The organism is Carbonicoccus niuqiaonis, from assembly GCF_050157065.1.
Classification (GTDB): Bacteria; Actinomycetota; Actinomycetes; order Propionibacteriales; family Propionibacteriaceae; genus Avipropionibacterium.
The window spans coordinates 1-15,237 of sequence record NZ_CP189573.1 but is presented as its reverse complement, the minus strand read 5'-3'; the positions used below and the strand labels follow the sequence as shown (position 1 = coordinate 15,237).

The 15,237-nt window shown below is 69.1% G+C and carries 10 protein-coding genes and 2 pseudogenes; 1 reads left to right on the top strand and 11 read right to left on the bottom strand.

All coding sequences use genetic code 11. The features are described from left to right. Positions 1-2 precede the first annotated feature (2 nt). The 8 genes and pseudogenes from gyrA to recF form a co-directional block, all read right to left on the bottom strand. Positions 3-2,478, bottom strand: a pseudogene (gyrA, locus tag ACQBAU_RS00060) (DNA gyrase subunit A); the annotation flags it as partial. A 117-nt stretch (positions 2,479-2,595) separates the two neighbouring features. Continuing rightward, positions 2,596-4,539: pseudogene (gene gyrB, locus ACQBAU_RS00055) on the bottom strand (DNA topoisomerase (ATP-hydrolyzing) subunit B); the annotation flags it as partial. A 337-nt stretch (positions 4,540-4,876) separates the two neighbouring features. Beyond that, on the bottom strand, positions 4,877-5,527 hold the full coding sequence (locus tag ACQBAU_RS00050) for a hypothetical protein (RefSeq protein ID WP_465256901.1): 651 nt from the start codon (positions 5,525-5,527) through the stop codon (positions 4,877-4,879). Continuing rightward, positions 5,524-6,117, bottom strand: coding sequence for a hypothetical protein (locus tag ACQBAU_RS00045; RefSeq protein WP_465256900.1), 594 nt, complete (start codon positions 6,115-6,117; stop codon positions 5,524-5,526). The genes ACQBAU_RS00050 and ACQBAU_RS00045 overlap by 4 nt, the downstream gene beginning before the upstream one ends. Next, a complete protein-coding gene (locus tag ACQBAU_RS00040) occupies positions 6,114-6,689 on the bottom strand; it encodes a hypothetical protein (RefSeq protein ID WP_434550897.1) in 576 nt (191 codons plus the stop codon). The genes ACQBAU_RS00045 and ACQBAU_RS00040 overlap by 4 nt, the downstream gene beginning before the upstream one ends. Continuing rightward, complete coding sequence (locus ACQBAU_RS00035; RefSeq protein ID WP_465256899.1) at positions 6,686-8,020, bottom strand: hypothetical protein; 1,335 nt, start codon at positions 8,018-8,020, stop codon at positions 6,686-6,688. Before ACQBAU_RS00035 ends, ACQBAU_RS00040 begins: the two co-directional genes overlap by 4 nt. Before the next feature lie 68 nt (positions 8,021-8,088). Further along, positions 8,089-8,601 (bottom strand): DciA family protein, encoded by a 513-nt coding sequence (locus tag ACQBAU_RS00030; protein ID WP_465256898.1) that lies wholly within the window; start codon positions 8,599-8,601, stop codon positions 8,089-8,091. A gap of 11 nt (positions 8,602-8,612) precedes the next feature. Then, complete coding sequence (gene recF, locus ACQBAU_RS00025; protein WP_434550894.1) at positions 8,613-9,782, bottom strand: DNA replication/repair protein RecF; 1,170 nt, start codon at positions 9,780-9,782, stop codon at positions 8,613-8,615. Between the two features lie 140 nt (positions 9,783-9,922). Between recF and ACQBAU_RS00020 the strand changes: the two genes are divergently transcribed. Then, complete coding sequence (locus ACQBAU_RS00020; RefSeq protein WP_465256897.1) at positions 9,923-10,915, top strand: peptidoglycan-binding protein; 993 nt, start codon at positions 9,923-9,925, stop codon at positions 10,913-10,915. Between the two features lie 123 nt (positions 10,916-11,038). On the opposite strand, the gene gnd is transcribed toward ACQBAU_RS00020, so the two are convergent. From gnd to dnaA, 3 genes are all read right to left on the bottom strand, one after another. Continuing rightward, positions 11,039-11,929 (bottom strand): phosphogluconate dehydrogenase (NAD(+)-dependent, decarboxylating), encoded by an 891-nt coding sequence (gene gnd, locus ACQBAU_RS00015; RefSeq protein ID WP_465256896.1) that lies wholly within the window; start codon positions 11,927-11,929, stop codon positions 11,039-11,041. Between the two features lie 63 nt (positions 11,930-11,992). Beyond that, on the bottom strand, positions 11,993-13,147 hold the full coding sequence (gene dnaN / locus ACQBAU_RS00010; protein WP_465256895.1) for a DNA polymerase III subunit beta: 1,155 nt from the start codon (positions 13,145-13,147) through the stop codon (positions 11,993-11,995). Positions 13,148-13,716: 569 nt separating this feature from the next. Then, the gene (dnaA, locus tag ACQBAU_RS00005; protein WP_465256894.1) at positions 13,717-15,198 is read right to left on the bottom strand and encodes a chromosomal replication initiator protein DnaA; all 1,482 of its coding nucleotides are present in this window, start codon (positions 15,196-15,198) and stop codon (positions 13,717-13,719) included. Between the last annotated feature and the right edge of the window lie 39 nt (positions 15,199-15,237).

The following is a 15,237-nucleotide window of genomic DNA, read 5'->3' as shown; positions in this document are numbered from 1 at the left end:
CTCATGCTGTTCGGGGTTGATCGCGATCGCCACCACGGTGTCCTCACCGCGGACGCCCACGAACTTCACACCCATCGTGTCGCGGCCCTTCACCGCCACCTCGGCCACGTCGGACCGGGTGATCTGACCGCTCGCCTTGATCGCGATGACCTGGTCGGCCTCGCTCACCACCAGGCCACCGATCAGCCGGCCCCGGTCCTCGTTGAGCCGCATCGCCTTGATGCCCAGGCCACCGCGACCCTGCCGGCGGTACTCCGAGACGGCGGTCCGCTTGGCGTAGCCCCCGTCGGTGACGGTGAACACGTACCTGTCGTCGGTCGGCATGTCGGCGTCGATCACCGACATGCTCAACATTTCGTCACCGTCGCGGAACTTCATCCCGGTCACCCCGGAGGTGGCCCGGCCCATCGGGCGCAGCTGTTCGTCGTCGGCGGCGAACCGGATCGACTGTCCCTTGGTCGAGATCAGCAGCACGTCGTCATCCACACTGCACAGCGCCGCACCGATCAGCTCGTCGTCGGACTCACGGAAGTTGATCGCGATGATGCCGGCCTGCCGCGCCGAGTCGTACTGCTCCAGTCGCGTCTTCTTCACCAGGCCCCGCTTCGTGGCCAACAGCAGGTAGTCCTGCGAGGTGTAGTCCCGTACGGCCAGCACGCGCGCGATCTTCTCGTCGGGCAGGAAGCTGAGCAGCCCGGCGACGTGGCTGCCGCGGGCGTCACGGCTCGCCTCGGGCAGCATCCACACCTTGGTCCGGTACACCCGGCCCGCGTTGGTGAAGATCAACAGCCAGTGGTGGTTGCTGGTGGTGAACAGCACGTCCACCTCGTCGTCGGCCCGCAGCGCAGCCCCCCGGACACCCTTGCCACCACGACGCTGCACCCGGTACTGGTCGGTGCGGGTGCGCTTGGCGTACCCACCGCGGGTGATCGTGACGACCATGTCCTCGTCGGGGATCAGGTCCTCGTGCGACAGGTCGCCGTCGGCGCTGACGATCTGGCTGCGCCGGTCGTCGCCGTACTTCTCGACGATCTCGGCCAGTTCCTCGGAGATGATGGCGCGCTGCCGCTCGGGCTTGGCGAGGATGTCCTTGTAGTCGGCGATCAACCGCTCCAGCTCGGCCAGGTGGTCGATGATCCGCTGCCGCTCCAACGCCGCCAGCCGGCGCAGCTGCATGTCGAGAATCGCGGTCGCCTGCACCTCGTCGATGTCGAGCAGCGTGATCAGGCCGGCCCGCGCCTCCTCGGTGCTCGGGCTCCGCCGGATCAGCGCGATCACCTCGTCCAACATGTCGAGTGCCTTCACCAGGCCGCGGTAGATGTGCGCCCGCGACTCGGCGTCGTCCAGCCGGAACTGGGTACGGCGTTGGATCACGTCGACCTGGTGGGCCACCCAGTGCTGCACGAACTGGTCCAGCCGCAGCGTGCGCGGCACCTCGTCGACCAGGGCCAGCATGTTGCAGCCGAAGGTGTCCTGCAGCGAGGTGTGCTTGTACAGGTTGTTCAGCACCACCCGCGGCTGGGCGTCCCGCTTCAGCACGATCACCAGCCGCTGTCCGGTGCGGGCCGAGGAGTCGTCGCGGATGTCGGCGATGCCGTTCAGCCGACCGTTGTTGACCAGCTCGGCGATCTTCAGCGCCAGGCTGTCGGGGTTGCACATGTGGGGCAGCTCGGTGACCACCAACAGGGTGCGGCCCGACTTGTCCTCCTCCATGTCGACGACGGCCCGCATGGTGACCGACCCCCGGCCGGTGCGGTACGCGTCCTCGATGCCCTGGCGGCCCACGATCAGCGCGCCGTTGGGGAAGTCGGGGCCCTTCACCCGCTCGATGCACGCCTCGAGGAGTTCCTCGCTGCTGGCGTCGGGGTTGTCGAGGCACCACTGCGCGGCCTCGGCGACCTCGCGGAGGTTGTGCGGCGGGATGTTGGTGGCCATGCCGACCGCGATGCCGGTCGACCCGTTCACCAGCAGGTTCGGGTAGCGCGACGGCAGCACCACCGGCTCCGAGGACCGCCCGTCGTAGTTCGGCTTGAACTCGACGGCGTTCTCGGTGATGTCGCGGACCATCTCCATCGCCAGCGGCGCCATCTTGCACTCGGTGTAGCGCATCGCGGCGGCGGAGTCGTTGCCGGCGGAGCCGAAGTTGCCCTGCCCGGTGACCAGCGGGTACCGCATCACCCACGGCTGCGCGAGCCGGACCAGGGTGTCGTAGATCGCGGTGTCACCGTGCGGGTGGTAGTTGCCGATCACGTCGCCGACCACCCGGGAACACTTGTAGAACCCGCGGTCGGGCAGGTAGCGCCCGTCGTACATGGCGTACAGCACCCGCCGGTGGACCGGCTTCAGGCCGTCACGGACGTCCGGCAGCGCCCGACCCACGATCACGCTCATCGCGTAGTCGAGGTAGGACTTCTGGATCTCCTCCTGGAGGTCGATCGGTTCGGTCCGGTGCAGCGGCGGGTGCGGGGTTTCGGTCACGGGTGCTCCTGGTCAGTCGTCTCGACGAGCTCGACGGGCGTTGGGTGGAGGTCGACGGGCGGTGGTTGGGGTGTGCTCGGCGGGCGGGTCGACTCGACGGGCTCGACGAGCGAGGGATCAGATGTCGAGGAAGCGGACGTCCTTGGCGTTGCGTTGGATGAACGTCCGGCGCTGCTCGACGTCCTCGCCCATCAGGATCGAGAACATCTCGTCGGCGCGTGCGGCGTCCTCCAGGGTCACCTGCAGCAGCAGTCGCTGCTCCGGGTCCATCGTGGTGTCCCACAACTCGTCGGCGTTCATCTCACCGAGGCCCTTGTAGCGCTGGATCGCCCCCTCCTTGGGGAGTCGGCGGCCGTTCTCCTTGCCCAACTCGAGCAGGGCGTCGCGTTCGGCGTCGGAGTACGCCAGCTCGTGCGGGGCGTTGCTCCACTTCAGCTTGTACAGCGGCGGCTGCGCCAGGTAGACGTGGCCGGCCTCGATCAGCGGCTTCATGAACCGGAACAGCAGCGTCAGCAGCAGGGTTCGGATGTGCGCGCCGTCGACGTCGGCGTCGGCCATCATCACCACCTTGTGGTAGCGCAGCTTGTCGATGTCGAAGTCCTCGTGGATGCCGGTGCCCAGGGCGGCGATGATCGCCTGCACCTCCTGGTTCTGCAGGATCCGGTCGATCCGGGCCTTCTCGACGTTCAGGATCTTGCCGCGGATCGGCAGGATCGCCTGGGTCCGCGGGTCGCGGCCACCGCGGGCCGAGCCGCCGGCGGAGTCACCCTCGACGATGAACACCTCGCACTCGGCGGGCTCGGTCGACTGGCAGTCGACCAGCTTGCCGGGCAGCCCGGACCGGCCCAGCAGGCCCTTTCGGTCGCGGGCCGCCTCGCGCGCCTTGCGGGCGGCGATCCGGGCGAGCGCGGCGGCCTGGCCCTTGCGGACGATGTCCTTGCCGTCGGACGGGTTCTGCTCGAACCAGTCGCTCAACTTGTCGTACGTGACCCGCTGCACGAACGAGCGCGCCTCGGTGTTGCCGAGCTTGGTCTTGGTCTGGCCCTCGAACTGCGGATCGGTCAGCTTGATCGACACGATCGCGGTGAGGCCCTCGCGGATGTCCTCGCCGGCCATCCGGTCGTCCTTCTTCTTGATCAGCCCCCACGTCTCACCCCACTTGTTGACCGTGCTGGTGAGTGCGGCCCGGAAACCCTCTTCGTGGGTGCCGCCCTCGTGGGTGTTGATCGTGTTGGCGAAGGTGTGGACCGACTCGTTGTACGAGGCGTTCCACTGCATCGCAAGCTCCAGGCTGAGCCCGGCGGCCTCGTCGTTCTCCTCCACCGCGACCACGGTCGGGTGGATCACCTGCTTGCTGCCGGTGAGGTACTCCACGTAGTCGACCAGGCCACGCTCGTACTTGTAGTCGTCGTGGAGCGCGGCCCCTTCGTCGTCGACGTGGCCCTCCCGCTCGTCGGTCAGCGAGATCGCCAGGCCCTTGTTGAGGAAGGCCATCTCCCGGAACCGGGTGGCCAGCGTCTCGTAGCTGAACGTGGTGGTCTCGAAGATGTCGGCGCTGGGCCAGAAGGTGATCGTGGTGCCGGTCTCGTCGGTCGCCTCACCCTGCACCAGCTCGGTGGTGGGCACCCCGAGCTCGAACTCCTGGCGCCACCGGTGGCCGTCCCGGCTGACCTCGACGACGAACCGCTCGCTCAGCGCGTTCACCACCGACGAGCCCACGCCGTGCAGCCCACCGGACACCTTGTAACCGCCGTTGCCGAACTTGCCACCGGCGTGCAGCACGGTGAGCACCAGGGTGACGGTGGGGATCTTCTCCACCGGGTGTTCCTTGACCGGGATGCCGCGGCCGTCGTCGACGACCCTGACCCCGCCCCCGTCGAGCAACGTCACGTCGATGGTGTCGCAGTAGCCGGCCAACGCCTCGTCCACCGCGTTGTCGACGATCTCGGAGACCAGGTGGTGCAGGCCTCGCTCACCGGTCGACCCGATGTACATGCCGGGTCGCTTGCGGACGGCCTCGAGGCCCTCCAGCACGGTGATCGCGCCGGCGTCGTAGTCACCGGGGAGGTCCGCCATGTCCGCGGCCGGGATGTTCACACCTTCCAGGGCGGCTGCCGCCGCATGCTGCTCGTCGGACTGGTTCACGTCATCCCCGTCGTTCACGCGGTGGCTCCCTGGTCGGCGGTCGGTTCACTTCGACGGGCCCGCACAGTGCGAACCCATCTGGACCATTCTAGCCGCTCCTGCCGCAGATGTGCGCGTTCTCCACAGGGTCTCTCGCCCCTCAGACGGCATTTCCAGCCCCGTACGGGTGCCGTGGGCCGCCGAACGGGTCGGCTCTCGACGGGGGATACGCCGACGGGGCTGTTCGGCGGCTGTCAGGGCTGTTCGTGAGCTGTCATGGCGGCTCGGTGTCGTGCACCGTGAGCGGCATGTCGACCACGAAGAACCGGGTCCCCGGGCGCAGCACGATGCCCTCCACGTCACCGGAGGCGGTCTGGTTCTCCTCGACGATCTCGGTGATGCCGAGCTGGATCCGGTCACCCGGCTCGAACTCCGGGGGCAGGTCGGCCTCGAGCATCAGCGGCAGCATCGGCATCCCGGGCTGGAACTTCACCCCGATCAGGTTGAGCCCGCCGACCCGCCGTGCGAAGGGTTCCTCGATCACCTTGCGCTCGTGGTCGGTGACCGCCATCCAGCTGCCCCGCAACATGTCGGACTTGGCGCCGGTGGTGCGGCCCGTCCCGAACAGGTGCACCTCCCACCCCTCGAGCTCGCCGTCGACCGTCCGCTTGGGCCAGATCTCGGCGTGGCTGAAGGACAGTTGGAACGGCCCGGTCTCGAACACCTGCCCGGCCACGACCGCGACCTCGCTGTCGTCGCGCTCCTCGAAGCCGCCGACCCGCCACAGCACGACCGCGGTGGCCACCAGCACCAGCGCGAGGATGCCGACCACCAGGCCGAGGGCCACCCCGCGACGCGGCGCCGGCCACCGGTTCGACAGCGGTGCCGGGTCGAGCCACACCCGGTGGGTCCGTTCCTCGGTCATGGCCGCAACACCTGCACCTCGCGGGCGGGCTCGTCGAGCACGATCCCGTACAGGCTGCCGAGGTAGGCCTCGGGCACCTCGTAGGTGAGGTGGACCGTGGTCGGTGTGGCGGGCACGTCCTCGTCGCAGGAGTCGGGCAGGTCGTCGTACCGCAGCATCGGCTCCCACAGCCGGCCGTCGGGGCCCAGCAGGTTGAACCGGCAGCGGTTGCGTACCTCCCCGTGGTTGCCGCTGACCTGCAACTCGACCACCACCCAGCTGGCACCGGGCGTCGGGGTGGTCGGATCACTGAACCCCTGGTCGATGTCGGTGGGGGTGCGGATGGCGAGCACGGTCAGCTCCACCCCGTCGTAGGTGACCGTCGCCCCGGGCGCGGTCTGCACGTACACCTGGTCGGTGTTCTGCTCCACCCAGGCCCCCCAGAGCAGGGCGTAGGTGAGCGACATCCCGAGCACGAGCAACAGCACCAGCCACGCCCGCAGGTCACCGACCTGGCGGACGCCGAGCACCCCGAGCCGCGACAGCAGTCGCACCAGCGGGGCGCGCCGGCCCAGGACGGCCCGCCGGGCGGGGCCTGCGGGATCGCTCATCGGGCCACCTCCCGTGACGGTTCGCCCATCATCACCGACCGCTCAGCGGTGTCGGCCAGGGTGCCGCGGCCCAGGTGCGGGTCCCAGCGCAGCACCCGCTGCCGGCCGTGCACGAACTCCACGTCGACCACGGTCACCACCATCTCGGTCACCGCCTCGTCCGGCACCTCGAACAGGATGTCCCGCGTGCCGACGAATCCCGGGGGGATGTCGACGTAGGTCGCGTCGAGCTCGTAGTACCGGCGGCCGTCGTACTCCAGGAAGTAGCGCAGGAACGGCACCTTCTCGGTGCCGGCGATCGAGGTCACCTCGATCACCACGTACCGTCCGGCCGACTCGACCCGGTCCTCGTCGGTCCGCAGGAACCGCCCCACGTCGATCGAGGTGAAGACGTGCTGCCCCCCGGCCAGGCTCGACGGCTCGCCCATCCGCACGTCGACCAGGTGCCGCAACATGTTCGCGTCGATCCGGTTGGCCCCCTGCACCACGACGCCGGCCACCAGCACCACCGCCAGGGTCGCCACCACCGCGATCAGGCGCTCGAGGCGACTGCGCTGCTGGGTCGGGCTCATCGGCGTACCCCCGAGGCCCGGTCGTGGAACATCTGCAGGCAACGGTGGAAGGCGAGCGCCAGCAGGCACATCCGCAGGGTCTCCAACGGCACGTCCACGACGATGTCGGTCAACGTCCCCCACTTGGACCAGAAGATCACGTCGTGGCCACCGACCAGCCGCATCACCACCAGCTCGTACAGCTGGGACAGTCCGGTCCACAGGGCGTACACCAGCACGTACGCGCCGAGGAAGGTCAACCCGGCCCGCAGGATCAGCCGCATCGACTGCAGGGTCGGCAGGTACTTGTCGTCGATGTCGCCCAGGAACAACTCCTGGAACTCCAGCCACACCCGGCGGAAGCCGCGGGAGCCGGACTTGCGGGCGCGGTGCGCCTGCAGCCGCTGCAACCGCTTCGGAACCGGGACCTGCGCGGTCAGCGGCTGGCCCCGACGCCACAGGTCGGCCACCGACAGCACCCGGGAGCCGAACACCAGCGCGGCGACCGCCAGCCAGATCACCGGTTGCACCAGTGCGTCCCGCAGCAGTGGCCAGATGACGGTGCTGAGCACGGTGCCGAGCCAGGTCAGGATGAACGGCCAGGAGATGTCGAACTGGTCGAGGAAGCCACCGATCGCGGACCCGGCCTGATCGAGCCACTGCACCACGACCCGGGTCTCCCACCAGTCCTGCAGCTGCTTGATCAGTGCGGTGCCCGACATGATCAGCACCAGCAGGAAGTACGCCTCGAACACCGCGACCAGGATGCCGAGCAGCCGCCAGCCGGTCTTCTCGTGCACCAGGTCGACGATCCGGCGGACGACGTAGGCCCCGACGAGCAGCCCGACCACGATCCAGACCCGCCCCTCACCGTTGAACGGGTTGAGCTCGCTGATGATGGTCCGGTCGGCCACGATCCCGGTCTGCATGATGCCCAGCGCGGTGAGTTGGTCGGCGCGGGCGGCCACCTCGTTGACGGCGGCGTAGATGCCGAGGAAGGGCAGCAACGTGATCGCCAGGATGTGGCTGACCGAGTGGTCGGTGTCGTCGGAGTCGACCAACGACCAGACGTCGAGGTGTTGGGCGACCAGCCGCAACATCAACACGATCGCGCCCAGGGTGAACAGGAAGCCGAGCGCGAACACCAACAGTGCGAGGTAGACGTAGTCCAGCGGGATCTGGGTGGTGATCCGGACCGACAGCTCGGTCAGCAGCCACCCGCCCAGGTAGATCGACGCCAGCTGGGGGAACAGTCGTAGCCACAGTGCCACCGCACCCCCGCCGAGGTCGAGGGTGGCCCCGAGCAGCTCCTTCAGCGGACGCAGCGGCCGGAAGGCGGGTTTCGGCTCCACCCCCGCTGATGGCTGGGCATCGGGCGGACGGGCGGCCGTGGGCGCGTCCACCTGTACCTGTCCGGCGCTCACCCGTACGTGTCCCGCGGCCCTCGACCGTCGCGGACCGAGCGGCGTCCCCGCTTCCAGGACGGCACGTCCGGGCCGAGCACGGTGATCCGGGTGACGGTGCCCTGCCCCAGCTGGTCGTTCAGCTTCGCCACCACGGTGGCGGCCATCCCGCGCAGCTGGGTGGCCCAGGCGGTGGAGCTGGCGCGAACGGTGATGACGTGGTCGCGGTACCCCTCCGGCGTGGTGTGCTGGGCGAGGCTCGGCCCGACCAGTGTCGGCCACCGGCCGAGCAGGGTGTGGACGGTGACCTCGGTGTTCCAGCCGCGGTCGGCGAGCAGCCGGTCGAGTGAGTTGCCGACCAGTTGCGGGTCCCGGTCGTCGGGGTGTGAGCCGGACACCACCGGCCCGACCACCTCGCGGCGGCGGGTCCGGCGTCGCGGTTGGGTCCCTGATCCGATCGACGCGGCGACGCGTCGGGCGAGGTCGAGCCCGGTCGGGTCGTGCTCACCCGAGTCGGCAGCGGGGTCCATGGACGGTCATCCTAGTCGGATCGGTGGCCCTGATCATCAGGCGTGACGGTCCGGTCGGCCACCCGGCAGCGTACCCCCACCAACTGCTCAGGTACGTCCTCGGCGACGGCCGCGGTGACCAGCAGTTGCTCGGCCGGGGCGACCGAGGCCGCCAGCCGCTCGCGCCGGGTGGTGTCGAGCTCGGCGAAGACGTCGTCGAGGATCAGCACCGGTTCGACCCCGTCGGCCTGCAGCAGGTGGAAACTGCCCAGCTTGAGCGACAGCGCGTACGACCACGACTCGCCGTGGCTGGCGTACCCCTTGGCCGGCAGGTCACCCAGCCGCAGCTCGACGTCGTCGCGGTGCGGCCCGACCAGACTGACGCCGCGGGCGACCTCGTCGGAGCGACGCTCGGCCATCGCGGCCAGCAGCGCCTCGGCCAGGGCGGCGCGGCCGGTGTCGCCGATCGGGTGGTCCAGCTCGGGCAGCTCGACCCGGCTGCGGTACTCGGCCAGCGCGACGTTGTTGCTCGGTGCGATGTCGGCATAGGCCTGCGAGGCGTACGGCATCAGCTCGGCCAGCGTGTCGAGCCGGGCCTGCAGCAGTTCGGACCCGACGCGGGCGAGGTGGTCGTTCCAGACGTCGAGGGTGGCCGCGGCCTCGGCGGTGACCTGGCCGCGGCGGCCGCCGAGGGACTTCAGCAAGGTGTTGCGTTGTCGCAGGATCCGGTCGTAGTCACCACGGACGCCGGCGAGCCGCGGCCACCGGGTGGTGACCACCGCGTCCAGGAAGCGACGCCGTTCGGCCGGGTCGCCCTTGACGATCGCCAGGTCGTCGGGGGCGAACAGCACGGTCCGCAGGATGCCGAGCAGCTCCCGCGGCCGCGGCACCGGAGACCGGTTGAGCCGGGCCCGGTTGGCGCGGCCCGGGTTGATCTCGACCTCGAGCACGACGGCGCGGTCGTCCTCGGCACCGGCGCGGACCCGGGCCCGCACGATCGCCTGCTCGGCACCGGCCCGGACCAGCGGGGCGTCGCTGCTGACCCGGTGCGACCCCAGGCTCGCCAGGTAGTCGACGGCCTCGACCAGGTTGGTCTTGCCCTGCCCGTTGGCGCCGACGAACACGGTCACGCCGCGGTGCAGCGGCAACTCGACGTGTTCATAGCTCCGGAAGTCGACGAGTTGGAGGTGGTCGACGTACACGCGGGCGAGCCTACTGGCCGCCGGCGACACCGGTGCGCGCTGCCGGTTGCGGCAGCCACGCCGGCGTTGGACGCATTTCTCGATAACGTCCGTGGTGGCCCCGGCCGGGGTCCGCGCATCCCCCTCGCGAGGAGTCGACCATGCCCACGCCCTTCCACGTCCCGACCCGCCGCTCGTTCCTGCTCGGCTCGACCGCCGCGGCCGGTCTGGGCATCGCCCTGGCGGCCGGCATCACCCCGAACGCCGAGGCCGCCATCCTGCGCGACGGCCGGTGGTGCAACCCGACCCGCGGCTACACCGTGAGCGGTGGCGAGTACTGGGCCCCGCGCGGGTCGTACCGCCATGCCGGTCGTGACCTCGCGACCCCCACCGGGACCGTCATCTACGCCCCGGCCGCCGGCAAGGTCATCCGGAGCGGCTACAGCCAGCAGGTGCTGACCGGCCGCAACGGCTGGGGCCTGTTGATCGACCACGGTTCGGGCCGCTGGACCTACTACGGACACCTGCGGGAGCGTTCGCCGATCGCGGTCGGCCGCACCGTCTCGGCCGGTCAGCGGATCGGCTACGTCGGCAACACCGGCCTCGGCTACGGCAACACCACGTCCGGGGCGCACCTGCACTTCGAGGTGCACACCGGCAGCATCGGCAACACCGTCGAGCCGTACGGCTACCTGTCGGCCCGCGGCGTGGTGCTCGGCGGGGACCGGGCCACCGGTGGCCCCGGGCACGGCTGGTCGTACGTGCAGGACGGTTCGCCGCTGAGCGGGATCGCGACCGTGAAGGGCATCCAGCACCTGCTGAACCACCGCGGCCACGGCCTGGTGGTGGACGGCAACTTCGGTTCGAAGTCAGGTGCCGCGGTCCGCTCCTTCCAGCGTGGCGCCGGGCTGGTCGTCGACGGAGACGTCGGCCCCAAGACGTGGGGCAAGCTGACCGTCACCCCGACCCGTGGCACCACCAACCACGCAGTCAGGGCGCTGCAGCAGATGCTGGTCAAGCACGGCCACTCGATGTCGGTCGACGGTCAGTACGGTTCGGTCACCAACACCGCCGTCCGCAGCTTCCAGTCGTTGACCCGGCTGGTGGTCGACGGCGTGGTCGGCAAGAAGACCTGGCAGGCGCTGGTCGGCTGACGCTGCGGCGTACCGAAACGCGGCGATTTCGGGGGGATCGCCGCGTCAGTGGGCGATCACCTTCGAATCGCCGGGTTTCGGTGTGCAGTTGGGCAGTCGCTCACGGTCTTCCTCGGTCGGAACTCAGGCCTGGTCCTCCGGGAGCACCGCGTGTCCGCCGAACTGGTTGCGCATGGCCGCGATCATCTTCATCGCCGGCGACTCGTCCTGTCGCGACACGAAGCGGGCGAACAGTGCCGCACTGATCGCCGGCAGCGGTACGGCCAGGTCGATGCCGGCCTCGACCGTCCAGCGGCCCTCACCGGAGTCGTTGGCGTACCCGCGGATCTCGGACAGGTCGTCGTCGGCCTTGAGGGCGCGGACGACCAACTCCAGCAGCCAGGACCGGATGACCGTCCCGGACTGCCACGACTCGAAGATCTCGGGCACGTTCTGGGTCACCTCGTCAGCGGCCTCGAGCAGCTCCCACCCTTCGGCGTACGCCTGCATCACCGCGTACTCGATGCCGTTGTGGACCATCTTGGCGAAGTGGCCCGCACCGTGCGCCCCGGCATGGACGTACCCGAAGTCACCGTCGGGCTTCAGTGCTTGGAAGATCGGCTGGCAGTACTCGACGTCGGCGACCTCGCCACCGACCATCAACGCGTACCCGGCCTCCTTGCCCCAGACGCCGCCGGAGACGCCGCAGTCGATGAACTTCACCCCGTGCTCGGCCAGGGCTTCGGCCCGCGGCTTGTCCTCCGACCACCGGGTGTTGCCGCCGTCGATCACGATGTCGCCCTCACGGAGCAGCGGCGTGAGCTCCTCCAGCACCGCCGAGATCGCCTGCACCGGCACCATCAGCCAGACCACCCGCGGTCCGTCGGCCGACAGTTTGTCCACCATGTCGGCCATCGACGTGGCGTCGGCGATCTCCGGGTTCTGGTCGTACCCCACCACGGTCAGCCCGCCGGCGCGGAGCCGGTCGCGCATGTTGCCGCCCATCTTGCCGAGTCCGATGATGCCCAGTTCCATGATCAGCCTGCTTTCGACGAAGGTGGAGTCCGTTGTCGCGGGTCGGCGGTGGGTGTTGCGGCTTCAGCCCGGCAGCCGCATCAGCATGATGACGTGCCGGTAGTCGGTCTCGGGTTCCCCGTCGAGCTGCTGCACCCCGGTCATCAGGCACGGCTTGCCCGGTGCGGTGAAGGCGAAGTCCACGTACGGCGTCGTGAACGCACCCAGCGCGTCGAGCAGGTACTGCGGGTTGAACCCGGCGGCGGTCATCTCGTTCTCGGCGACGTGGTCGACGGTCGCCTCGATCGCTTCCGTCGCCTGCGCCTGGTCACCCGTCGCCGCCGACAGCGTCACCGAACCGTCCTCGATCGTCATCCGCAGCGAGGTGTTGCGCTCGGCGACGAGCGCGACGCGACGGGCCGCGGCGATGATGTCGTTGGTCGACAGCCGGACGTGCACCACGCCCTGCAGGTTCATGATGTGCCGGACCTTGGGGAACTCGCCGTCCAGCAACCGGGTCGTGGTGTGGCGGGTGCCACCCGGACCCTCGCCCTCGAAGCCGATCAGGCCCTCCCCCGACGAGGCGGCCGACAGGCTGAGCCGGATCTGGTCACCACTGGTCATCGACCGGGCGGTCTCGCCGAGCACCCGCGCCGGGATCAGCGCCTGGGCACTGACCGAGGCCGAGCCCGGGTTCCAGGTGATCTCCTTCATCGCCATCCGGTACCGGTCGGTCGCCAGCAACGCGAGGGTGTCGCCCTCGATCTCCATCCGGATGCCGGTGAACACCGGGAGCAACTCGTCGCGACCGGCGGCGACCGCGACCTGGCTGATCGCCTCACCGAACTGGGCGCTGGTCACGGTGCCGGTCTCGGCCGGCATCTCCGGCAGTGCCGGGTAGTCGTCGACCGGCAGGCCCTGCAGGGTGAACCGCGCCGAACCGCAGGTGATCTCCATCTGCTTGTCGGTGGCACTGATCTCGACGGTCTTGTTCGGCAGCGAACGACAGATGTCGGCGAGCAGCCGGCCGGAGACCAACGACTGGCCTTCGTCGGTGACGGTCGCCTCGACGTCGATCTGGGCCGAGGTCTCGTAGTCGAAGCCCGACAACGTGACGCCCGAACCGTCCGCCTTGACCAGCAGACCGGCCAGGATCGGGACGCTCGGCCGCGTCGGCAGGCTGCGCGCAGCCCACTGGACGGCGTCGGCGAGGACGTCGCGTGCGAGTTGGATCTTCAACCTTGGCCTCCTGGGACGATCAGCGGCGTCGTGGCTGTACGGCCCCGGCGCTGTCCGATCATAGCGAGATCGTGGCGGTCGTGGCTCGGCCGGGGGAACTGAGATCGTAACTACATGATTGTGGTTCGACTTGTCCCCAGTTCGGGCGCTCTCCGGCTTCCGCTCTTCGATGAACTGGTTGACTCTCCGTTGTAGTCATCACTGGTGTGGATTCTGGGGAGAACCGCCGTCCTCGCTAGTCAGCCCGGGATCGCGGTTGGGGACCGGCTGTGCACCACCGCGAATGACACGGGTGGAAGATGCGGAGAACCTGGTGGTGACGTACGGGTGAACCACAGGTGTCCCCAAGTGGACGGCCTTCGGTCCACAGTTGTCCCCAGCCCTGTCCACACCTTGGGGAGATCTCGTACGGCGGCGTGTTCGCCCGCGATCGCGGACAAGTCGTACGGGGGGCGCTCGGGTACGGGCGCTGGGGTACGGGCGCTGGGGAACGGTCGCTCGGACGGACGTACGGAAGGGGTGCGTACGGAAGGCACGCACGAACCGGCAGGTCGTGCGCAGCGGCGCTGTCAGCGCTGTTGGGCCTGGTGCTTGATCCGGTTGGTCAACTCGGTGACCTGGTTGAACACCGAACGCCGCTCGCTCAGCAACTGCCGGATCTTGCGGTCGGCGTGCATCACGGTGGTGTGGTCGCGGCCGCCGAACTGCTGGCCGATCTTCGGCAGCGAGAGGTCGGTCAGCTCACGGCACAGGTACATCGCGATCTGGCGGGCGGTGACCAGCATGTGTGTCCGGTTCTGGCTGCACAGGTCGTCGATCGTGACACCGAAGTAGGCGGCGGTCTGCGCCATGATCAGCCCGGAGGCGATCTGGGCCTCGCCACCCTCGGGGATCAGGTCCTTCAGCACGATCTCGGCGAGTCCGAGGTCGACCTTCTGCCGGTTCAGGCTGGCGAACGCGGTGACCCGGATCAGCGCGCCCTCGAGCTCGCGGATGTTGGTCTGGATGCGCGAGGCGATGAACTCCAGCACGTCCGGCGGGGCGGTCAGCCGCTCCTGGGACGCCTTCTTGCGCAGGATCGCGATCCGGGTCTCGAGGTCGGGCGGCTGGACGTCGGTGATCAGGCCCCACTCGAACCGGCTGCGCAGCCGCGGCTCGAGCGCCTCCAACGACCGCGGTGGCCGGTCGGAGGTCATCACGATCTGCTTCTGCGCATTGTGCAGCGTGTTGAAGGTGTGGAAGAACTCCTCCTGCGTCTGGATCTTCGACTCCAGGAACTGGATGTCGTCGATCAACAGCACGTCCACGTCGCGGTAGTGGCGGCGGAACTGGGCGGTCTTGTTCTCCGAGATCGCGTTGATGAAGTCGTTGGTGAGTTCCTCGGTGCTGACGTAGCGCACCTTGACCCGGTCGAAGTAGTTGCGGACGTAGTGGCCCAGCGCGTGCAGCAGGTGCGTCTTGCCCAGGCCCGAGTCGCCGTAGATCATCAGCGGGTTGTACGACCGCCCCGGCGCCTCGGCGACGGCGACCGCCGCGGCGTGGGCGAACCGGTTGGACGAGGCGGTGACGAAGTTCTCGAACGAGTACCGCGGGTTGAGCCGAGAGTCGAAGGGGCGTTCGCTGGTGCCGGTGAGGGCCGGACGGCTCGGACCGTCGGAGAGGCTGGGGCTGGGTAGCAGTTCGTCGGTCTGCGTCGGCGTCGCCGGGGCGGCCGGGTCCTCCTCGTGGACCTCGCGGGTGAAGCCTTCGTCGGCCGGTGCCGGCGCCTCGGCGTTCTCGGCCAACTCGAGGTCGGGGTCGATGGTGACCGCCATGTGGATCGTTCGACCGAAGAAGTCGGAGACCTGGTCCTCGACGGTGGTGCGCATCCGCGCCTCGAGGCGTTCCCGGGTGAACTCGTTGGGGACCGCGACCAGCAGGGTGCTGTTCTGCAGCGAGACCGGGGTGGCGTTCCGCAGCCACCCGCGCTTGGAGGTCTCGGTGTTCTCCATCACGTGGTGCCAGGCGCCGTGAAGTTCGTCCTTGGGGTAATCAGTCTCTGACACTCTCACTCCACACTCGACGCCGGCACGTCCATCCACAGGTTCGTC